At 67.7% G+C, this 20,942-nt stretch carries 20 protein-coding genes; 7 read left to right on the top strand and 13 right to left on the bottom strand.

Translation table 11 applies throughout. From position 1 onward, the window contains the following. Positions 1 to 34: 34 nt before the first annotated feature. The gene (recJ, locus tag BKK79_RS04155) at positions 35 to 1,732 is read left to right on the top strand and encodes a single-stranded-DNA-specific exonuclease RecJ (RefSeq protein WP_071012116.1); all 1,698 of its coding nucleotides are present in this window, start codon (positions 35 to 37) and stop codon (positions 1,730 to 1,732) included. 75 nt (positions 1,733 to 1,807) lie between these two features. Here the strand turns inward: recJ and BKK79_RS04160 are convergent, their stop codons facing one another. Further along, positions 1,808 to 2,581 (bottom strand): peptidoglycan DD-metalloendopeptidase family protein, encoded by a 774-nt coding sequence (locus BKK79_RS04160; RefSeq protein ID WP_083384012.1) that lies wholly within the window; start codon positions 2,579 to 2,581, stop codon positions 1,808 to 1,810. A 243-nt stretch (positions 2,582 to 2,824) separates the two neighbouring features. Between BKK79_RS04160 and prfB the strand changes: the two genes are divergently transcribed. The 4 genes from prfB to BKK79_RS41935 all read left to right on the top strand — a co-directional run bounded on the left by prfB (position 2,825) and on the right by BKK79_RS41935 (position 6,681). Further along, a protein-coding gene (gene prfB / locus BKK79_RS04165; RefSeq protein ID WP_156811176.1) for a peptide chain release factor 2 occupies positions 2,825 to 3,929 on the top strand; the annotation gives its coding sequence in 2 pieces (ribosomal slippage) (positions 2,825 to 2,905 and positions 2,907 to 3,929; 1,104 coding nt in all). 151 nt (positions 3,930 to 4,080) lie between these two features. Next, a complete protein-coding gene (locus BKK79_RS04170; protein ID WP_071012114.1) occupies positions 4,081 to 4,839 on the top strand; it encodes an SDR family oxidoreductase in 759 nt (252 codons plus the stop codon). 49 nt (positions 4,840 to 4,888) lie between these two features. Continuing rightward, on the top strand, positions 4,889 to 6,430 hold the full coding sequence (lysS, locus tag BKK79_RS04175; protein WP_071012112.1) for a lysine--tRNA ligase: 1,542 nt from the start codon (positions 4,889 to 4,891) through the stop codon (positions 6,428 to 6,430). Between the two features lie 122 nt (positions 6,431 to 6,552). Then, entirely contained in the window at positions 6,553 to 6,681 is a 129-nt protein-coding gene (locus BKK79_RS41935; protein ID WP_257787595.1) for a hypothetical protein, read from the top strand. A gap of 159 nt (positions 6,682 to 6,840) precedes the next feature. On the opposite strand, the gene iscX is transcribed toward BKK79_RS41935, so the two are convergent. The 12 genes from iscX to uvrB all read right to left on the bottom strand — a co-directional run bounded on the left by iscX (position 6,841) and on the right by uvrB (position 17,980). Next, positions 6,841 to 7,035, bottom strand: a complete 195-nt coding sequence (gene iscX / locus BKK79_RS04180; RefSeq protein WP_071012111.1) for a Fe-S cluster assembly protein IscX — start codon at positions 7,033 to 7,035, stop codon at positions 6,841 to 6,843. A gap of 25 nt (positions 7,036 to 7,060) precedes the next feature. Next, positions 7,061 to 7,399 (bottom strand): ISC system 2Fe-2S type ferredoxin, encoded by a 339-nt coding sequence (fdx, locus tag BKK79_RS04185; RefSeq protein WP_071012109.1) that lies wholly within the window; start codon positions 7,397 to 7,399, stop codon positions 7,061 to 7,063. A gap of 59 nt (positions 7,400 to 7,458) precedes the next feature. After that, positions 7,459 to 9,324 carry a Fe-S protein assembly chaperone HscA gene (hscA, locus tag BKK79_RS04190; protein ID WP_071037208.1) on the bottom strand — a complete coding sequence of 622 codons (1,866 nt, stop codon included), beginning with the start codon at positions 9,322 to 9,324 and terminating at the stop codon, positions 7,459 to 7,461. A gap of 140 nt (positions 9,325 to 9,464) precedes the next feature. Next, positions 9,465 to 9,992 (bottom strand): Fe-S protein assembly co-chaperone HscB, encoded by a 528-nt coding sequence (gene hscB / locus BKK79_RS04195; protein WP_071012106.1) that lies wholly within the window; start codon positions 9,990 to 9,992, stop codon positions 9,465 to 9,467. Between the two features lie 104 nt (positions 9,993 to 10,096). After that, positions 10,097 to 10,315: a DUF3565 domain-containing protein gene (locus tag BKK79_RS38800; RefSeq protein WP_083384011.1), complete on the bottom strand. Its 219-nt coding sequence runs from the start codon at positions 10,313 to 10,315 to the stop codon at positions 10,097 to 10,099. Between the two features lie 12 nt (positions 10,316 to 10,327). Continuing rightward, a complete protein-coding gene (iscA, locus tag BKK79_RS04200) occupies positions 10,328 to 10,648 on the bottom strand; it encodes an iron-sulfur cluster assembly protein IscA (RefSeq protein ID WP_071012105.1) in 321 nt (106 codons plus the stop codon). 22 nt (positions 10,649 to 10,670) lie between these two features. Beyond that, positions 10,671 to 11,072 (bottom strand): Fe-S cluster assembly scaffold IscU, encoded by a 402-nt coding sequence (iscU, locus tag BKK79_RS04205; protein ID WP_019448564.1) that lies wholly within the window; start codon positions 11,070 to 11,072, stop codon positions 10,671 to 10,673. 49 nt (positions 11,073 to 11,121) lie between these two features. After that, on the bottom strand, positions 11,122 to 12,339 hold the full coding sequence (locus BKK79_RS04210) for an IscS subfamily cysteine desulfurase (protein WP_071012103.1): 1,218 nt from the start codon (positions 12,337 to 12,339) through the stop codon (positions 11,122 to 11,124). Between the two features lie 82 nt (positions 12,340 to 12,421). Beyond that, positions 12,422 to 12,979 (bottom strand): Fe-S cluster assembly transcriptional regulator IscR, encoded by a 558-nt coding sequence (iscR, locus tag BKK79_RS04215; RefSeq protein WP_071012102.1) that lies wholly within the window; start codon positions 12,977 to 12,979, stop codon positions 12,422 to 12,424. Positions 12,980 to 13,057: 78 nt separating this feature from the next. Then, positions 13,058 to 15,184, bottom strand: a complete 2,127-nt coding sequence (locus tag BKK79_RS04220) for a site-specific recombinase (RefSeq protein ID WP_071012100.1) — start codon at positions 15,182 to 15,184, stop codon at positions 13,058 to 13,060. A gap of 69 nt (positions 15,185 to 15,253) precedes the next feature. Then, positions 15,254 to 15,739 carry a low molecular weight protein-tyrosine-phosphatase gene (locus BKK79_RS04225; protein WP_071012099.1) on the bottom strand — a complete coding sequence of 162 codons (486 nt, stop codon included), beginning with the start codon at positions 15,737 to 15,739 and terminating at the stop codon, positions 15,254 to 15,256. A gap of 150 nt (positions 15,740 to 15,889) precedes the next feature. Beyond that, positions 15,890 to 17,980 carry an excinuclease ABC subunit UvrB gene (uvrB, locus tag BKK79_RS04230; protein WP_071037209.1) on the bottom strand — a complete coding sequence of 697 codons (2,091 nt, stop codon included), beginning with the start codon at positions 17,978 to 17,980 and terminating at the stop codon, positions 15,890 to 15,892. Positions 17,981 to 18,133: 153 nt separating this feature from the next. On the opposite strand from uvrB, the gene BKK79_RS04235 reads away from it, so the two are divergent. Continuing rightward, a complete protein-coding gene (locus BKK79_RS04235) occupies positions 18,134 to 19,330 on the top strand; it encodes an amino acid aminotransferase (RefSeq protein ID WP_071012096.1) in 1,197 nt (398 codons plus the stop codon). A 316-nt stretch (positions 19,331 to 19,646) separates the two neighbouring features. After that, positions 19,647 to 20,888: a polyhydroxyalkanoate depolymerase gene (locus BKK79_RS04240; protein WP_071012094.1), complete on the top strand. Its 1,242-nt coding sequence runs from the start codon at positions 19,647 to 19,649 to the stop codon at positions 20,886 to 20,888. Positions 20,889 to 20,942 lie beyond the last annotated feature (54 nt).

Below are 20,942 nucleotides of genomic sequence, written 5' to 3' on the forward strand. Positions count from 1 at the left end.
GCGCTGCCCGCACCTTCCTCGCCCTCCTCGCCGCATGACCCGAATCGCCACCCGCTCCTTCTCGACCGAGCACGCTGCGTCGCTTGCCGCCGCCGGCCTGCACCCCACCCTGGCCCGCATCCTGTCGGCGCGCGGCGTCAGCCGGCCCGACGAACTGGCCACCGAGCTGCCCGGGCTGGTGGCGCCGGGCGAGATGAAGGGCATCGGGCATGCCGCCACCTACCTGGCCGACGCCATCGCCGCCGGCCGCCGCCTGCTGATCGTGGCCGACTACGACTGCGACGGCGCAACCGCCTGCGCGGTAGGCGTGCGCGGCTTGCGCATGCTGGGCGCCCGCGTCGACTACATCGTGCCCAACCGCTTCGAGTACGGCTACGGGCTGACGCCGGAAATCGTCGAGCTGGCGGCACGCCAGCAGCCGGACGTGATCGTCACGGTGGACAACGGCATCGCCAGCGTCGACGGCGTGGCGGCGGCCAATGCCCGCGGTATCGACGTGGTGGTGACCGACCACCACCTGCCCGGCGCCACGCTGCCGGAGGCGGCCGTGATCGTCAATCCCAACCAGCCCGGCTGCCCGTTCCCCAGCAAGAACCTGGCGGGCGTGGGCGTGATGTTCTATGTGCTGCTGGCGCTGCGCGCCGAGCTGCGTACGCGCGGTGTATTCGATGCCCGCACCCAGCCGCGCCTCGACACCCTGCTCGACCTGGTGGCGCTCGGCACCGTGGCCGACGTGGTCAAGCTCGACAGCAACAACCGCATCCTGGTGGCGCAGGGCCTCAAGCGCATGCGCGCCGGCCGCATGCACGCCGGCGTGGCCGCCCTGTTCCGCGCCGCCGGACGGGAAGCGGCACGCGCCAACACCTTCGACCTCGGCTTCGGCCTGGGCCCGCGCCTGAACGCCGCCGGGCGGCTCGCCGACATGTCGCTCGGCATCGAATGCCTGCTGACCGACGACGCCGGCCGCGCCTGGGAGATCGCCCAGGAACTGGACGGCATGAACCGCGAGCGGCGCGACATCGAGGCCGGCATGCAGCAGGAGGCGCTGCAGATCCTGGAGCAGCCGATGGCGGGCCTGGACCCGGCCTCGCGCTACACGGTCAGCGTCTTCAACGAGACCTGGCACCAGGGCGTGATCGGCATCGTGGCCTCGCGCCTGAAGGAGAAGTTCCATCGCCCGACCATCACGTTCGCCCCCGGCGACGATGCCACCATCAAGGGCTCCGGCCGCTCCATCCCCGGCTTCCACCTGCGCGACGCGCTCGACCTCGTCTCCAAGCGCCACCCGGGGTTGCTGGTGAAGTTCGGCGGCCATGCGATGGCGGCCGGCCTGACCTTGCGCGCCGACACCTTCGGCCAGTTCATGGAAGCCTTCGAGGCGGTAGGCCGGGAGTGGCTGGACGAGGAGCAGCTGGCGCGCGTGATCGAGACCGACGGCGACATCGACGACGGCTGCTTCTCGCCGGAGTTCGTCAACCTGCTCGACCAGCAGGTATGGGGCCAGGGCTTCCCCGCCCCGACCTTCTGCGGCGAGTTCGACGTGGTGCGCCAGACCGTGCTCAAGGGCAAGCACCTGAAGCTGCTGCTGGGGCGCGGCGCGCACCGCTTCGATGCGATCTGGTTCAACCACGCCGAGGCGCTCGGCGCCAGCGCGCTGGTGGCCTACCGGCTGGACAACAACACCTTCAACGGCGTCACGCGGGTGCAGATGGTGATCGAGCACGCGCAATAACGGACTCTGGCGGACCCCGGCGGGCCCTGTCGGACACCGGCCAGCCCGGGAGCCACACCGGCCGCGCCAGCCACGCTAGCCGCGCGACGGCAGGTAGCCCGACGGATCGACCGGCTTGCCGCCGGCGCGCACTTCGAAATGCAGCTCGCCGCCGCCCGCCCCCATGCGCCCGACCTCCTGCCCGGCCGCTACCTGGCTGTCTTCACTGACCGAGGGCTTGTCGAGGTTGCCGTAGACGGTCAGCCAGTCGTCGTCGTGCTTGACGATCACCAGCATGCCGTAGCCGCGCAGGTTGCCCACATGGATGGCGCGGCCGGCCGCGGCCGCCCGCACCACGCCGCCCGCCGGCACGTCGATACGCAGCCCCTTGCTCGCCGGCGGCGCGTAGCGCGCCACGACCTTGCCGTCGGCCGGCCACTGCAGGCGGATGCGGGAGGCCGGCGGCCGCGCCGGCCCGCTGTCGTCCACCCGGGGGGTATCCTTGACCGCCGCCGGCCCGCCGCTGCCGCCGGATGCCCGGCCGCCTCCCGCCGAAGCCGCGGCGCCTGCCGCCGGCACCACGCGGATCACCTGCCCCACCTCGATGCGGTCGGCGTCGCTCAGGCTGTTCCAGCGCGCCAGCTCACGCACGCTGCGCCGGTGCTTGCGGGCGATCGAATACAGCGTGTCGCCGCTCTGCACGCGGTAGTAGCCGTCGGGCACCGGGCCGTCGTCCAGCGTGCCGCAGGCGGCCAGCGGCAGCACCGCGGCGGCCGCCAGCAGCGCGAGCAGGCGGCGGCGGCCGCCGTGCCCGCCGTGCCTTCCTCTTGCCTCTGGAGTCTCTGGATGTTCTCGATTGGTTTGCTTCATGCTCTCGGGGTTGGGCACGCAAGTGCCCTCTCGTCCACGCATTGCCGGTCCGGGCCGCCTATTATCGCCGCTGCGCGCGCCTTGCGCGCCGCGCGGAGGCCCGCGGGCCCGGCGTGGCAGCCGGCCGGCGCCAACAGGGGTAGACCGCGGCGCATGCGCCGGGTTCGCCGCCGCACGCCTGCAAACCGCGGAGAATCCGCCGCATTCCGCTATAATTCAAGGTTTTGAAAGCGCAAGAACATCATGGAAGCAGAACGCCTCAACGCCATCTCCGGTGCCATCTCCGATCTCCGTTCCCGGACGGAAGATCTACGGGGGTATCTTTGACTACGAAGTCAAACTAGGCCGCCTCGACGAAGTCAACGGCCTGCTCGAAGACCCGGACGTCTGGAACAACCCCAAGCGGGCCCAGGACCTGGGCAAGGAAAAGAAGATGCTGGAGGGCGTGGTCGGCGTCCTCGGCAAGCTCACCTCTGATCTCGACGGCGCGGACGAACTGTTCGAGCTGGCGCGCGAAGAAGGCGACGACGACACGCTGCAGGCCATCGAGGCCGACGTGCAGGGCTTCAAGGACATCGTCGAAGACATGGAGTTCCGCCGCATGTTCTCGGGCGAACTCGACCAGGCCAACGCGTTCATCGACATCCAGGCCGGCGCCGGTGGCACGGAAGCCTGCGACTGGGCCTCGATGCTGCTGCGCCAGTACCTGAAGTACTGCGAGCGCAAGGGCTTCAAGGCCGAGGTGCTGGAAGAGTCCGAGGGCGACGTGGCCGGCATCAAGAGCGCCACCATCAAGGTGGAAGGCGAATACGCCTTCGGCTACCTGCGCACCGAGACCGGCGTCCACCGCCTGGTGCGCAAGTCGCCGTTCGATTCCTCGGGCGGGCGCCACACCTCGTTCTCGTCGGTCTTCGTCTATCCCGAGGTGGATGATTCCTTCGAGGTCGAGATCAACCCGGCCGACCTGCGCGTCGACACCTACCGCGCCTCGGGCGCCGGTGGCCAGCACATCAACAAGACCGATTCTGCGGTGCGGATCACGCACGCGCCGACCGGCATCGTGGTGCAGTGCCAGAACGACCGTTCGCAGCACCGCAACCGTGCCGAAGCGATGTCGATGCTGAAGTCGCGGCTGTACGAGCACGAGATGCGCAAGCGCCAGGCCGAGGCCGACAAGCTGGAGTCGTCCAAGACCGACGTGGGCTGGGGCCACCAGATCCGCTCCTACGTGCTGGACCAGAGCCGCATCAAGGACCTGCGCACCAACGTCGAAATGTCGAACACGCAGAAGGTGCTCGACGGCGACCTCGATCCTTTCATCGAGGCCAGCCTGAAACAGGGCCTGTAACACGGCCCGCGTGGCGTGCCGATGCGCGCCACGCCGATGCCGCGGCACGCCGCGGCGGACCATCCGGCGCGGCGGCCAGCGGCTGGCCGCCGCGCCGCCCGATGCATCACCAACCGTGTCATCCGCAGCGTCTCCACCAGCGAACACAGCCATGAGTGCAGCGAACCAACTCTACATCGTGACCGGCGCCTCGCGCGGCCTCGGCGCCGCCCTGGCGCAGGCCCTGCTGGCGCCCGGCAACCGGCTCGTCTGCGTGGCCCGCAGCCCCGCGCCCGCCCTGCAGCAGGCGGCGGCCGCGGCCGGCGTCGCGCTCGACTGGCACTGCCAGGACCTGTCGCAGCCCGAGGCCGGCGCGCGCTGGCTGCAGGCGGTGCTGGAGGCGGTCGACACGCCGCCGGCCAGCGCCACGCTGGTGCTGAACGCCGGCGTGATCGAGCCGATCGTGCCGGTGGCAGGACTGCGCGCCGACACGCTGGTGCCGCACCTGATGACCAACCTGGCCACGCCGATGACGATGACGGCGGCCTTCCTGGCCGCCAGCGAGCGCTTCGGCTGTCCGCGCAAGGTGCTGGCGATCTCCTCGGGTGCCGCGCGCCGGCCCATCGAGGGCTGGAGCGCCTACTGCGCGGGCAAGGCCGGACTGGACATGTTCATGCGCTCGATCCATGCCGAGTATGCCCAGGCCCCGGCCGGACGCGAGGTGCGCGCCGTGGCGCTGGCCCCGGGCGTGATCGACACCGGCATGCAATCGACCATCCGCGGCGCCGACTTCGCCCAGGTGCAGCGCTTCCGCGACCTCAAGGCGCAGGAGCAGCTGGCCAGTCCCGACGATGTCGCCCGCCGCATCGCCGCTTACCTGCAGCGCCCGGACTTCGGCAGCACCGAGCTGGACGACATCCGCAACCACTGAAGCCTTTTCTGAAACCGCGCGGGCCCGGCCCGCGCGCAGCACACACATCATGACCGAACCCAACCGCGCCCCAGCCGACGCCGCGACCGCGGCCACCGCCGCCGACGAAAACAAGATCATCGCGGAACGGCGCGAGAAACTGCAGGCACTGCGTCAGCAAGGCGTGGCCTTCCCCAACGATTTCCGCCCCACCCACCAGTCGGCCGCCCTGCACGCGCAGTACGACGCCGTCGAGCAGGAGGCGCTGGAAGCCGCGCCGGTCGAGGTGGCCATCGCCGGCCGCATGATGCTCAAGCGCGTGATGGGCAAGGCCAGCTTCGCCACCGTGCAGGACGGCACCGGCCGCATCCAGTTCTACATCAGCCGCGACGCCATCGGCGAAGAGGTCTACGCCGGCTTCAAGAAGTGGGACCTGGGCGATATCGTGGCCGCGCGCGGCACGCTGATGAAGACCAAGACCGGCGAGCTGTCGGTGGCGGTCACCGAACTGCGCCTGCTGTCGAAGAGCCTGCGTCCGCTGCCGGGCGACTATTACGGCCTGGCCGACCAGGAGCAGAAATACCGCCAGCGCTACGTCGACCTGATCGTGTCGCCGGAAACTCGCGCCACCTTCCGCGCCCGCACCCAGGCCATCTCGTCGCTGCGCAAGCACATGGCCGAATCCGGCTTCATGGAAGTCGAGACGCCGATGCTGCACCCCATCCCCGGCGGCGCCGCGGCCAAGCCCTTCATCACCCACCACAACGCGCTGGATATGCAGATGTTCCTGCGCATCGCGCCCGAGCTGTACCTGAAGCGCCTGGTGGTGGGCGGTTTCGAGCGCGTGTTCGAGATCAACCGCAATTTCCGCAACGAGGGGGTGAGCCCGCGCCACAATCCCGAGTTCACCATGATGGAGTTCTACGCGGCCTACACGGACTACCGCTGGCTGATGGACTTCACCGAGAACCTGATCCGCCAGGCCGCCATCGATGCCTGCGGCAACGCCGTGCTGAACTACCAGGGCCGCGAACTGGACCTGTCCAAGCCCTTCCACCGCCTGACCATCACCCAGGCCATCCAGAAGTACGCGCCGCAGTACACCGATGCGCAGCTGGCCGATGCCGACTTCCTGCGCGTCGAGCTGAAGAAGTTCGGCGTCAACACCCAGGCGCCGCAGTTCCTCAATGCCGGGCTGGGCACGCTGCAACTGGTGCTGTTCGAGGAAACCGCGGAAAGCCAGCTGTGGGAGCCGACCTTCATCGTCGACTACCCGGTGGAGGTCTCGCCGCTGGCGCGCGCCTCCGATACCGTGCCCGGCATCACAGAGCGCTTCGAGCTATTCATTACCGGCCGCGAGATCGCCAACGGCTTCTCGGAGCTGAACGATGCCGAGGACCAGGCCGAGCGCTTCCGCAAGCAGGTCGAGCAGAAGGATGCGGGCGACGAGGAAGCCATGTACTTCGATGCCGACTACATCCGCGCGCTCGAGTACGGCATGCCCCCGACGGGCGGCTGCGGCATCGGCATCGACCGCCTGGTCATGCTGCTGACCGACAGCCCCAATATCCGCGACGTGATCCTCTTCCCGCACCTGCGCCGCGAGGATTGAGACGACGCACCGGCTGCCGCCGCGCGGCGGCAGCCTGCACGACCGCGAGAACCCCTGCCCCTGCAGGGGTTCTTTTTTGCGCGGCCGGCAGCGACGGCACCTCGCCGTCGCGCGTGTCGGCCATGCTGTCGATGTCGGCCGGCGATCGCTCCTGCGAGCATTGGCTGGCGCGCGTCACCTGGAACCGCGTGGTGACGGGCTATGACCACGATACCGGCATCTTCCTGGCCGGGATCGGGTATCGCATCTAGTTGCTTTGCTGGCTGCCGGTTGCTGGCGGCCCGTTGCAGGCGCCGCCAGTTGCAGGTCACAGGGTTGCGGCCGCCCGCTTCAGCAAGCTCCCAGGGGAGCGGTGGCCGTCCCCAAGGACCCGCAGCGAGCGGGCCGCTGCTCCCTGACTCCCTGGCTTCTTACTCCGCTTCTTCGATCCAGGCGGACTGGATCGCCTCGAGGATCTTCTCGCCCGAGCGCTCCGGCACGTCGCTGAAGCCGTCCAGTTCCAGCACCCAGCGGCGCAGGTCGGTAAAGCGCACGGTCAAGGGGTCGACGTCCGGGAACTTGTCGTAGAGGGCGGCCGCGATGGCATAGGTATCGGTCCACTTCATGGGGCGTTCTCCTGTCGTGCGGGGCTCAGTGCCCTTCCTTGGCGTGGTTGATGGTGTACTTGGGAATCTCGACCGTCAGGTCCTCGTCGGCCACGATGGCCTGGCAGGACAGACGCGAATTCGGCTCGAGGCCCCAGGCCTTGTCGAGCAGGTCTTCTTCCTTCTCCTCGGCCTCGTTCAGTGAATCGAAACCCTCGCGCACGATGACGTGGCAGGTGGTGCACGCGCACGACTTCTCGCAGGCGTGCTCGATCTCGATGCCGTGGCTCAGCAGGGCGTCGCAGACGCTGGTGCCCGGCTTGGCTTCGAACACGGCGCCCTCGGGGCAGTGCTCGACGTGGGGAAGAACAATGATCTGTGGCATGTCAGGTCCTGATTGCGGAATACGGTGCGGCGGGAATCGGCTTGGCGGCAGCGGCCGCCTCAGCCGATCTCCTGCACCTTGCGGCCGGCCAGCGCGCTCTTGATCGAGCGGTCCATGCGGCGCGCGGCGAATTCGTCGGTGCCGTGCGACAACGCCTCCACGGCGGCCTTGATGGCGAGATGGTCGGTACCGGCAGCGATCTCGCGCACGGAAGCCGCCAGCGCCTCGACCGCGGCGCGCTCCGCGGCGCTCAGCAGGTCGCCATCCGTCTCCAGCGCGCGCTGGGTGGCTTCGAGCAGGCGCTCGGCCTCGACACGTTCCTCGGCCAGCGCGCGGCTCTTCATATCGTGCTCGGCCTCGCTGAAGCTTTCCTGCAGCATGCGGGCGATGTCGTCGTCGGCCAGCCCGTAGGAAGGCTTGACCACGATCGAGGCTTCCACGCCCGACAGCGTTTCACGCGCCGACACCGACAGCAGGCCATCGGCATCGACCTGGTAGGTCACACGGATGCGGGCCGCACCTGCCACCATCGGCGGAATGCCGCGCAGTTCGAAGCGTGCCAGCGAGCGGCAGTCAGCCGCCAGTTCGCGCTCGCCCTGCAGCACATGGACGGCCATCGCGGTCTGGCCATCCTTGAAGGTGGTGAATTCCTGGGCACGCGCCACCGGGATGGTGCTGTTGCGCGGGATGATCTTCTCGACCAGGCCGCCCATGGTCTCGACCCCCAGCGACAGCGGGATCACATCGAGCAGCAGCCAGTCCTCGCCCGGCGCGCCGTTGCCGGCCAGCAGGTTGGCCTGCATGGCGGCGCCCAGCGCGACCACCTTGTCCGGATCCAGGTTGGTCAGCGGCGTGCGGCCGAAGAACTCGCCCACGGCCTTGCGGATGGCCGGCATGCGCGTGGCGCCGCCCACCAGCACCACGCCCTTGACCTCGTCGGCGCCGACGCCGGCATCGCGCAGCGCCTTGCGCACCGGCGCCAGCGTCTTCTGCACCAGATGCGCAGTCATGGCCTCGAACTGCTGCGCCGACAGCGGCAGGTGCACGATCTCCCCGCTCGACAGCACGGCATCGATCACCGTGTCGTCGGCCTCGGACAGTGCCTCCTTGGCGGCGCGCGCGCGCACCATCAGCAGGCGGGTGTCCTGGGCGCTCAGGGGTTGCAGGCCGGCCTGCTCGACGATCCAGCACATCAGGCGCTGGTCGAAATCGTCGCCCCCCAGGGCCGAATCGCCGCCGGTGGCCATGACCTCGAACACGCCCTTGGTCAGCTTGAGGATGGAGATATCGAAGGTACCGCCGCCCAGGTCATAGACGGCATAGACGCCTTCGGCACCGTTGTCGAGGCCGTAGGCCACGGCCGCCGCGGTCGGCTCGTTGAGCAGGCGCAGCACCTCGATGCCGGCCAGGCGCGCGGCGTCCTTGGTGGCCTGCCGCTGTGCATCGTCGAAATAGGCCGGCACCGTGATCACCGCCCCGACCAGGTCGTCGCCGAGCGAATCCTCGGCGCGCTGGCGCAGCGTGGCGAGGATCTCCGCGGAGATCTCGACCGGGCTTTTCACGCCGGCCACCGTCTTGATCTGCACCATGCCCGGCGCGTCGACGAAGTCGTAGGGGCTGTGCTCGATGTGCGCCACGTCGCGCAGGCCGCGCCCCATGAAGCGCTTGACCGAGACGATGGTGTTCTTGGGATCGCGGATGGCCTCGTCCTGCGCGCGGTAGCCGATCTGCGCGGTCTTGTCGGCCAGGTAGCGCACCACCGAGGGCAGCAGTGCGCGGCCGCGCTCGTCGGTGAGCACCTCCGGAATGCTGCTGCGGACCGCCGCCACCAGGGAGTTGGTGGTGCCGAGGTCGATGCCGACGGCGAGCCGGCGTTGATGGGGCGCCGGCGACATGCCGGGCTCGGAAATCTGGAGCAGTGCCATGATGATTCTTCGCGTTGTCTTCGCGTTGTCTTCGCGCGCGTTGCCGTCGCGTCGGGTGCGGCACGACATGCGTGCCACGGCGGCCGGGACCGTGCCGGGGGCGCCATTGTGTCACGCCCGCGGCAAACGTGCCTGGCCGGTTATCCTTCCAGCCGGTCGATCGCCTCGCTGGTGTCGTGCTCGATCTTCTCGATGAACATCAGTTGCCGCGCCGCCGCGCCGGCCGCCGCGTCATTGTCGGCGCCGCCCGCGTCCAGCAGCGCGCCGAGCGCCGCGTGTCGCTCGCGCTTTTCCCGGCGCAGTTGCGCCAGCAGCGCGTCGAGCTGGTCGACCGCGCGCGCTTCCACCGCGTCCTGCAGCGCCTCGCGCCATTCCATCTGCTGCATGAGGAAATCCGGCGCCATCGCGGTGTTGTTCTCGGCCTGGATGTCGACGCCGCGCAGTCCCAGCAGGTAGATCGCCCGCTTGAGCGGCTGGCGCAGCGTACGATAGGCCTCGTTGGCATGGGCCGCCCACTGCATGGCCACGCGGCGCTCGGCGTCGCCGGCATGCGCGAAGCGGTCCGGATGCGCCTGCGACTGCACGGTGCGGTAGGCGGCATCCAGCGCCGCCTCGTCGATGGCAAACTGCGCCGGTAGTCCGAACAGCTTGAAAAAATCGTCTTTCAACAGCTTCCCCAACAAAAAGGAGCGGCCAGGCCGCCCCTCGATCACCCGCCCGTCAGCCAGGAAGGCAAGCCATCGCCGGCATTCCGATCGCGCCGGCGCGGCCCTCAGGCCGGCCGTGCCCAGGTATCCGGAGGCTCGCCGCGTTCACACTTGCGACAGGCGAGCCGGGCACCCAGCCTGGCCGTGCGCCCCCGCTCCGATTGCGTCCACGGTCGCGACTGCCAGGGCGGGTCGTGCCGCACGTGCTGGCCATGCCCGCACTCCAACTCGGCGACCCAGTCGCCGGCCTCGTCACGGTGATAACCGACGATACGGCGCTGCATCGCCGGGCGGCGTCAGACGCGGAAGGACTCGCCGCAGCCGCACTCGTCCTTGACATTGGGGTTGTTGAAGCGGAACCCCTCGTTCAGGCCTTCGCGGGCAAAGTCCAGCTCGGTGCCGTCGATGTACGGCAGACTCTTCGGATCGACGATCACCTTGATGCCGTGCGACTCGAACACATTGTCTTCCGGCAGCAGTTCGTCGACGTACTCGAGCTTGTAGGCCAAGCCCGAGCAGCCCGTCGTCTTCACGCCAAGGCGCAGGCCCACGCCCTTGCCACGGCGCTCCAGGTAACGCGCCACGTGCCTTGCGGCCTTCTCGGTCAGTGTGATCATCGCTGCATCATCCCCGCATGGCTCAGGCGGCCTTCTGTTCGGCGCCCGGGTGCTTCTTCTTGTAGTCCTCGACGGCGGCCTTGATGGCGTCCTCGGCCAGGATCGAGCAGTGGATCTTGACCGGCGGCAGCGCCAGTTCCTCGGCGATCTGGGTGTTCTTGATCTCCAGTGCCTGGTCCACGGTCTTGCCTTTGACCCATTCGGTCACCAGCGACGACGAGGCGATGGCCGAGCCGCAGCCGTAGGTCTTGAACTTGGCGTCCTCGATGACACCGGCCTCGTTGACCTTGATCTGCAGCTTCATCACGTCGCCGCACGCCGGCGCGCCGACCATGCCGGTGCCCACGGCATCATCGTTCTTGTCGAACGAGCCAACGTTGCGGGGGTTTTCGTAGTGGTCGAGCACCTTGTTGCTGTATGACATTTTGGCTACCTCTTGCGGATTTTATGGGGGTCTTGCGTGGCGCCTGCGCTCAGTGCGCGGCCCACTGGATGGAATTCAGGTCCACGCCGTCCTTGTACATTTCCCACAGCGGCGACAGGTCGCGCAGCTTGCCGATCTTGGCCTTGAGCAGTTCGACGGTGTAGTCGACTTCCTGCTCGGTGGTGAAGCGGCCCACCGTGAAACGGATCGAGCTGTGCGCCAGTTCGTCGTTGCGGCCCAGCGCGCGCAGCACGTAGGACGGCTCCAGCGAGGCCGAGGTGCAGGCCGAGCCCGACGACACGGCCACATCCTTGATCGCCATGATCAGCGACTCGCCCTCGACGAAGTTGAAGCTGACGTTGAGGTTGTGCGGCACGCGGCGCTCGAGGTCGCCATTCAGGTAGACCTCTTCCATACCGGAAAGGCCGCGCCACAGGCGGTCGCGCAGCATGCGGACGCGTTCGTTCTCGGTAGCCATTTCCTCGCGGGCGATGCGGAAGGCCTCGCCCATGCCGACGATCTGGTGCGTGGCCAGCGTGCCCGAGCGCATGCCGCGCTCGTGGCCGCCGCCGTGCATCTGGGCTTCCAGGCGCACGCGCGGCTTGCGGCGCACGTAGAGCGCGCCGATGCCCTTGGGGCCATAGGTCTTGTGGGCCGAGAACGACATCAGGTCGCACTTCAGCGTGTTCAGGTCGATCACCACCTTGCCGGTCGCCTGCGCGGCGTCGCAATGGAACAGGACGCCCTTGGCGCGGCAGATCTCGCCGATCTGCTCGACGTCCTGGATCACGCCGATCTCGTTGTTGACCAGCATCACCGACACCAGGATGGTGTCCGGGCGGATCGCCTGCTCGAACGCCTTCATGTCGATCAGGCCGTTTTCCTGCACGTCGAGATAGGTCACCTCGAAGCCCTGGCGCTCCAGCTCGCGCGTGGTATCGAGCACGGCCTTGTGCTCGGTCTTCACGGTGATGATGTGCTTGCCCTTGCCCGAGTAGAAGTTGGCCGCGCCCTTGATGGCGAGGTTGTCGGATTCGGTCGCACCCGAGGTCCACACGATCTCACGCGGATCGGCACCGACCAGCGCTGCCACCTGCTCACGCGCCTCCTCGACCGCGCGCTCGGCCTCCCAGCCGTAGGCATGGCTGCGCGACGCCGGATTGCCGAACTGCTCGCGCAGGTAGGGGATCATCTTGTCCGCCACGCGAGGATCCACCGGAGTGGTGGCCGAGTAATCCATGTAGATCGGGAAATGTGGGGTGCTCATTGTTTTGACTGCCTCTATCAGGGTCAGGACCGCAATTCCTTGCCGGTCGGAAATCTGGATCTGCTTGCCGTCTGCCGCCGTCTCAGGACTGCGCCAGGCTGAAGACCGAGTTGACCACGCGCGGGCGCGCGGGACTGTCGGCCTTGTCGGCCGCCTTGCCGCGCACCGGCGCGCCGGCGGCCCGCGCCGGCTCCTCGCGCATGTCGTGCAGCACCGCGGGCTGCTTGGCACGCTGCTGGTCGACCAGGTTCTTCAGGGAGACGGAGTCCAGGTACTCGACCATCTTCTGGTTCAGCGTGGCCCACAGCTCGTGGGTCATGCAGCGCCCGGCGCCGTCATCTCCGTTACAATTTCCCTTTCCACCGCATTGCGTGGCATCGAGCGGTTCGTCGACGGCGATGATGATGTCGGCGACCGTCACGTCCTCGGCGCGGCGCGCGAGACTGTAGCCGCCACCCGGCCCCCGCACGCTTTCCACGATCTCATGCCGGCGCAGCTTGCCGAACAGCTGCTCGAGGTAGGACAGGGAGATCTTCTGGCGCTGGCTGATGCCGGCAAGCGTGACCGGCCCCTGGTCCTGGCGCATGGCCAGGTCGATCATGGCGGTCACGGCAAAGCGGCCTTTGGTCGTCAGTCTCATGGGGGTGGGAATACTTGATCAATTTCCTCAAGTATAAATTTCCCGACTAATCCGGTCAAGTACCCCTGCTGCACCGCATCAGGCGCGGCTGCCGCCGGCGTCCGGCGCCGCCGCTGGCCGGCGCGGCGGCACGATCAGCGACAGCGGGCGCTCCAGGATGCGCCGCCGCACGGCGGCACTCAGTTCGCGCCGGTCCACGCTGCGCAGGTTGCGTGAACGAAGCGCCATATTGAAGGCCAGCGCGAAGCTGACCGCCACATTCAGGAAGCCCATCAGTGCGATGCCGGCAACCGCCAGCCACAGCGCGGGCATGCGCAGCGCGTCCAGCCCCAGCACGCCGATCGAGGCCCCTACCGCCCCCGTCGACAGCGTGACGTGACGCACCTCCATGTGCGGCCCGACGAAGCTCAGGATCTCCGGCCCCAGGCCCAGCAGCAGGCCGAGCGACACATTGGCGGCAATGCCCGACAGGTTGCGCCGCCAGAAATCGGCCACGCCCAGCGCGCCCTTGGCGCCCAGCACGTAGCGCAGGCGCCGGTTGTAGGCCATCACATCGTGCACCCGGTGCAGCGCGAACCAGTTGTCCGCCCAGCCGGCGATCAGGCTCGACAGCCACAACAGCACACCGGTGAAGATGGCGTAGAGCGGCGTCGGCCCCAGGATCGAGAACGACTCGATGGTGGCGATGGCCTTGGCCGGGGTCAGCAGGCTCACGCCCAGCAGCTTGCCCGACAGCCATTGCACTGCCAGCGCCACCGGGAACACCGCAGCCAGGTTGCCGAAGATGGCGGCCGCGTTGGAGCGGATCATGGCGATGGTGTCGTCGACGAAGATCTCCCTGCCCTCCGGCCGCCTCGCGCCGTCGAGGCGGTGCGCCAGCGCCGGCCCGGTCATGGCCGGCTGCTTGGTGGCCAGCGTGAAGTGCGCAAAGTGGATGAGCAAGAAGCTGCCGGCATAGTTGAGCGAGGCCAGCAGGCCCTCGATGAACTTGTCGAGATGCAAGCCATAGATCAGGAACTTGAGGTAGACCGTCAGCACCGTCAGCAGCCCGCCGCCGGCCGCCCCGCGCATCATCTCGCGGTATTCGCCGCGGTCGCGCGTGATGTAGTGTTCGCCGGTCTCCGCCGAACGCTCCACCACCTTGCGCGCCAGTTGCGCGAACGAGGACGACACCAGGTGGCCGACACTGCGCCGCGCCTGGGTCGAGCGGATCAGCTCGGCGGTCAGGTGCTGGCGCGCACCGGGGCGCCCGGGCTCGCTCCAGGCACCCAGCAGCAACTCGATGCGGGCCAGCCGGATCTTCATCCGCTCGATCTGGAACACCACCTCCACCGAGACGCCATTCTCTTCGAGTTCATCGTAGACATGCTGGGCGGCCGCGTGGCAATGGTCGAGCAGCGCCCGGAAATAGTTGATGCGCTGGCCGAAGGCCTCGTCACCGTGCGCCAGGTCTTCCTCGAAGAGAGCCTGCGCCGCACTGTCCAGGCGGAAAAATGGCGTTTCCTCCACCCGCCCCTTCAGGCGCGAGCGGATGGCCTGGCTCAAGCCCGTCGCGCGCACCTGGCTCACCAGCACCTGGATGCTGGCCGCCAGCGTGCGCTCGAGGCCGCGCCGCGCTGCCGCCTCCTCCTCGCCCTCCTCCTCCGCGTCGGCCAGGCCCAGCACCAGCGTCAGCCGCTCGACCAGGCCCGCCTCGATCGACTCCACCCATTCGGCGTCGTCGAGGTGCACGAACAACAGCGCGAACAGGCTGGACATATCGCTGCGGTTGGGCGGCGGCGGCAGGAAACGCGCCTGCAGGCGATCCATCATCTCGCCCCAGAAGCCCGGGTGCGAGGCCACGCCGGTGTCGCAGAACAGCGCGGTCGGGTCGTTGTCGCGCAGGATGGAACGCACCGTACGGGAAAACGCCAGCGCCCAGTCCGGATTGCGCTCCAGCACGCGCAGCAGATAGCGCAGGCGCACATGCTGCGGCAGGCTTCGCTCCACGCCGCCTTCGCCTTCGCTGCCGTCGCGCGGCCCCTTGTCCGCGCGCGCGTCATCGCCGCCCGGCGCGCCGTCGCGGCGGATCCAGTAGCCCAGCTCGATCAGCCAGCTATTGCGTTCCGCGAGCGGCGCCTCCGGCTCGGCCGCAGTCAGAATAGCGTCCAATTGCAGGCTGGCATTGCGCGATTCGCGCCATTTGCGGAACAGGGATGGGAGCATGAAACCTCGTGAAGAACGGCAGGAAGGTACAGCGCCGGGCGCGGCCGCCGGGCCCGGCGCGGGCGGGACTCAGCGCAGGCCGAGCCGGGCGCCCAGGCTGGCGACAACACCGTCGCAAGCGTCCTCGATATAGTCGAGCACGCGCTCGAAGCCAGCGTCGCCGCCGTAGTAGGGATCCGGCACCTCGGCCGCATCGTGGCGGGTGGCGAAACTCATCAGCAGGCGCATGCGGTCCTCGCGCCCGGGCGGACAGATGGCGCGCAGGCCGGCCAGGTTCTGCTCGTCCATGGCCAGCAGCAGGTCGAAGCGCTCGAAGTCGGCCGCCTCGGCCTGGCGGGCGCGCAGGGCCGACAGGTCATAGCCGCGCGCCAGCGCATGGCGCTGGGCGCGGCGATCCGGCGCGCGTCCGACGTGATAGTCATGCGTGCCGGCCGAATCCAGTTCGACGCGATCGGCCAGGCCGGCCGCCTCCAGCTTGGCGCGCAGCACCCCTTCAGCGGTGGGGGAACGGCAGATATTCCCCATGCAGATCATCAGGACCGAGAATTTTTCCATATATTTCAAAAGCTTGGATACGGTATCCGGTCTGAGCGGGTGTGCGGCGCAAGGCGCGGGCGCGTGGCCCGAAAGCGCCGAAAGCGGCTAGGACAAGGCAGGCCGTGGCCCGGCGGCGCACACCGGCAGGCCGGGATTTTACCGCGCCTGCTAACGGACCGCCGGCACGCCCTGCTCGTCGCCGCTGGCGCCGAATACCCGGCGCTTGAGCTCGGCCAACTGATCGCGCACCTGTGCCGCCTTCTCGAATTCCAGGTTCTTGGCGTGGTCGAGCATCTGTTTTTCCAGCCGCTTGATCTCCTTGGCGACCTGTTTCTCGCTCATGTCCTCGTAGCGCGCGCGCTCCTCGGCGGCCTGCAGCTCGGCGCGCACCTCGCCGGCATCGTAGACGCCGTCGATGATGTCCTTGATGCGCTTGACCACGCCGCGCGGCGTGATGCCATGGGCTTCGTTGTGGGCCATCTGCTTGGCGCGGCGGCGCTCGGTCTCGCCGATGGCCCGCCGCATCGAATCGGTCATGCGGTCCGCGTACAGGATGGCGGTACCGTTGACGTTGCGCGCGGCGCGGCCGATGGTCTGGATCAGCGAGCGCTCGGCGCGCAGGAAGCCTTCCTTGTCGGCGTCGAGGATGGCCACCAGCGACACCTCCGGGATGTCCAGGCCTTCGCGCAGCAGGTTGATGCCGACCAGCACGTCGAACGTGCCCAGGCGCAGGTCGCGGATGATCTCCACGCGCTCGACGGTGTCGATGTCCGAGTGCAGGTAGCGCACCTTGACGCCGTTTTCCGACAGGAACTCGGTGAGCTGTTCGGCCATGCGCTTGGTCAGCGTGGTCACCAGCACGCGGTCGCCGGCGCTGACGCGCTGGTGGATCTCGGACAGCAGGTCGTCGACCTGGGTGGTGGCCGGCCGCACCAGGATGACGGGATCGACCAGCCCGGTCGGCCGCACCACCTGCTCGACCACCTGCCCGGCATGTTCCTGCTCGTATTGCGCCGGCGTGGCGGAAACGAACACCACCTGGCGCATCTTGCCCTCGAACTCATCGAACTTGAGCGGCCGGTTGTCCAGCGCCGAAGGCAGGCGGAAGCCGTACTCGACCAGCGTGGTCTTGCGCGCGCGGTCGCCGTTGTACATGCCGTTGAGCTGGCCGATCAGGACGTGCGACTCGTCCAGGAACATCATGGCGTCGGGCGGCAGGTAGTCGACCAGCGTGGGCGGCGGCTCGCCCGGCCTGGCGCCCGACAGGTGGCGCGAGTAGTTCTCGATGCCTTTGCAGAAGCCCAGCTCGGACAGCATCTCGAGGTCGAAGCGGGTGCGCTGCTCCAGCCGCTGCGCTTCCACCAGCCGGTTCTCCTTGTAGAAGAAATCGAGCCGCTCGCGCAGCTCGACCTTGATATCCTCGATGGCACGCAGCACGGTCTCGCGCGGCGTCACATAATGGCTGGACGGATAGACGGTGAAGCGCGGGATCTTCTGCCGCACGCGCCCGGTCAGCGGATCGAAGTACTGCAGCGAGTCGATCTCGTCGTCGAACAGCTCGACCCGCACCGCCATTTCGGCATGTTCGGCCGGGAAGATGTCGATGGTGTCGCCGCGCACGCGGAAGGTACCGCGCTGGAAATCCGTCTCGTTGCGCGTGTACTGCATGGCGATCAGGCGGGCGATGACGTCGCGTTGGCTGATCTTGTCGCCGGCCCGCAGCGTCAGGATCATCTGGTGGTATTCGTTCGGGTTGCCGATACCGTAGATGGCGGACACGGTCGCCACGATCACGGTGTCACGCCGCTCCAGCAGGCTCTTGGTGGCGGACAGCCGCATCTGCTCGATATGCTCGTTGATCGAGGAGTCTTTCTCGATGAACAAGTCGCGCTGGGGCACGTAGGCCTCGGGCTGGTAGTAGTCGTAGTAGCTGACGAAGTACTCGACGGCATTGCGCGGAAAGAACTCGCGGAACTCGGAATAGAGCTGCGCCGCCAGCGTCTTGTTGGGCGCGAAGATGATGGCCGGACGCCCCAGTTGCGCGATGACGTTGGCCATGGTGAAGGTCTTGCCCGAGCCCGTCACGCCCAGCAGCGTCTGGTACGACAGGCCGTCCTCGATGCCCTCGACCAGCCCCGCGATCGCTGCCGGCTGGTCGCCGGCGGGCGGAAAAGGCTGGTAGAGCTGGAACGGCGAACCGGGAAAGGTGACGAACTTCTCCTCGTCCAGGTCGGGGGCGACCGCGGCAAGATTGGACATAAGCGGTGACGGAAAACCTCAGGGGATGGGCGGATACGCTAGAATCTCGGGATTGGCAGCTCCGTTTCAAGACGGGCCTGCCGCATGCCGCAGCGCAGCTCGAAGCATTCTACGCCTTCCCGTTTTGTTCCATAGCTGACCAAGAGACCGCAAATGAGTTTGTTTTCTGCCGTCGAGATGGCCCCGCGCGATCCGATCCTGGGCCTGACCGAAGCCTTCAACGCCGATACCCGTGCCCACAAAGTGAACCTGGGCGTCGGCGTGTACTTCACCGACGAAGGGAAGATTCCCCTGCTGCGCGCCGTGCAAGAGGCGGAAAAGGCACGCCTGGCCAACGCCACGCCGCGTGGCTATCTGCCCATCGAAGGCATCGCCGCCTACGACCAGGCCGTGCAGACCCTGCTGTTCGGCCAGAACTCCCCGCTGATCACCGAAGGCCGCGTGGTGACGGCCCAGGCGCTCGGCGGCACCGGCGCGCTGAAGATCGGCGCCGACTTCCTGAAGCGCCTTTATCCGGATGCCAAGGTCGCCATCAGCGACCCGAGCTGGGAAAACCACCGCGCGCTGTTCGAGGCGGCCGGCTTCCCCGTGGTCAACTACGCCTACTACGACGCTGCCACCCACGGCCTGAACTTCGCCGGCATGATGGAGTCGCTGAAGTCCTACCCGGCCAACACCATCATCGTGCTGCATGCCTGCTGCCACAACCCGACCGGCGTCGACCTGTCGCCCGAGCAGTGGAAGCAGGTGGTGGAAGTGGTCAAGGAACGCAACCTGATCCCCTTCCTCGACATGGCCTACCAGGGCTTCGCCGAGGGCATCGAGCCGGATGGCGCCGCCGTGCGCCTGTTCGCCGACTCCGGCATGTCGTTCTTCGTCTCGAGCTCCTTCTCGAAGAGCTTCTCGCTGTACGGCGAACGCGTCGGCGCCCTGTCGATCGTCACCACCAGCAAGGAAGAGGCGCAACGCGTGCTGTCGCAGGTCAAGCGCGTGATCCGCACCAACTATTCCAACCCGCCGACCCACGGCGGCACCGTGGTGGCCAACGTGCTGAACAGCCCGGAACTGCGCGCGATGTGGGAGCAGGAACTGGGCGAGATGCGCGACCGCATCAAGCTGATGCGCCATGCCCTGGTCGACAAGCTGGCCGCCAAGGGTGTGCCGGGCGACTTCTCCTTCGTCAAGGACCAGCGCGGCATGTTCTCCTACTCGGGCCTGAACAGCGCCCAGGTGGACCGCCTGCGCAACGAGCATGGCATCTACGCCGTCGGCACCGGCCGCATCTGCGTAGCCGCGCTGAACAGCCGCAACATCGATGCGGTGGTCGATGCGATCGCCGCAGTGATGTAAGCACCACTCCGCGGGCATTCCTGCAAAAAAGGCGGCTTCGGCCGCCTTTTTTGTCTTTCGCGCCACCCGGCCTCCATACAGGAGTCATGCTTCTGGCGCAGCCTCCTCATCCATGTGCTCGATTGCATTGTCTCGACGCGCGCCTACCCTAGGGTATATGCTGCATCGCACGATCGTGCGTTTGAGCGCATAATCGACTCAGCGGTCGGATTTTCCGGCCGCCAATTTATCGCTAAACACAGCCAGGAAACTGCTGCCCGCCCGCGCGATTCCGCCCTCCGGACACAGATACCCCCAAGCCTGACAGGTATTCGGAATGCTCTACCAACTCCACGAGTTCCAGCGCTCGATGCTGCACCCGCTGACCGCATGGGCGCAGGCGACCGCCAAGACCTTCACCAACCCCCTCAGCCCGATGTCGCTGATGCCGGGCGCGACCCGGCTGGCCGCCGGCTATGAGTTGCTGTACCGCCTGGGCAAGGCCTACGAGAAACCCGCCTTCGACATCAAATCGGTGCGTTCCAACGGACGCGAGATTCCCATCGTCGAGCAGACCATCGTCGAAAAGCCGTTCTGCAAGCTGGTGCGCTTCAAGCGCTATGCGGACGATCCCGACACCATCAAGCTGCTCAAGGACGAGCCGGTGGTGCTGGTGTGCGCGCCGCTGTCCGGCCACCACGCCACGCTGCTGCGCGACACCGTGCGCACGCTGCTGCAGGACCACAAGGTCTACGTGACGGACTGGGTCGACGCGCGCATGGTGCCGATCGATCACGGGCCCTTCCACCTGGCCGACTACATCCGCTACATCCAGGAATTCATCCGCCACATCGGCGCGGAACAGCTGCATGTGATCTCGGTATGCCAGCCCACCGTCCCGGTGCTGGCGGCGATCTCGCTGATGGCCTCGGCCGGTGAAGCCACGCCCAAGACCATGACGATGATGGGCGGCCCCATCGATGCGCGCCGCAGCCCGACCGCGGTCAACTCGCTGGCGACCAACAAGTCCTTCTCCTGGTTCGAGAACAATGTGATCGATACCGTGCCGGCCAACTATCCGGGCCACGGCCGCCGCGTCTATCCGGGCTTCCTGCAGCACGCCGGCTTCGTGGCGATGAACCCGGACCGCCACGTCACCTCGCACTACGACTACTACCTGAGCCTGATCCAGGGCGACGCCGACGACGCGGAGGCCCATGTGCGCTTCTACGACGAGTACAACGCGGTTCTGGACATGGCGGCGGAGTATTACCTCGACACCATCCGCGAAGTGTTCCAGGAGTTCCGGCTGGCCAACGGCACCTGGGACATCCAGGGCGAGCCGGTGCGGCCGCAGGACATCAAGACCTCGGCCCTGCTGACCATCGAGGGCGAGCTGGACGACATCTCGGGCGCCGGCCAGACCGCTGCCGCGCATGATCTGTGCAGCGGCATCCCCGATGCGCACAAGCGGCATATCACTGCGGAGAAGTGCGGCCACTACGGCATCTTCTCGGGCCGCCGCTGGCGCGACAACATCTACCCGGAGCTGCGCGACTTCATCCGCCAGTACCGCTGAGCGGAGACGCGGCAGCGGAAGCAGCAGCAGCCGTTGCCGACGCCGACGCACCCG

This window comes from Cupriavidus sp. USMAA2-4 (assembly GCF_001854305.1).
GTDB lineage: Bacteria > Pseudomonadota > Gammaproteobacteria > Burkholderiales > Burkholderiaceae > Cupriavidus > Cupriavidus malaysiensis.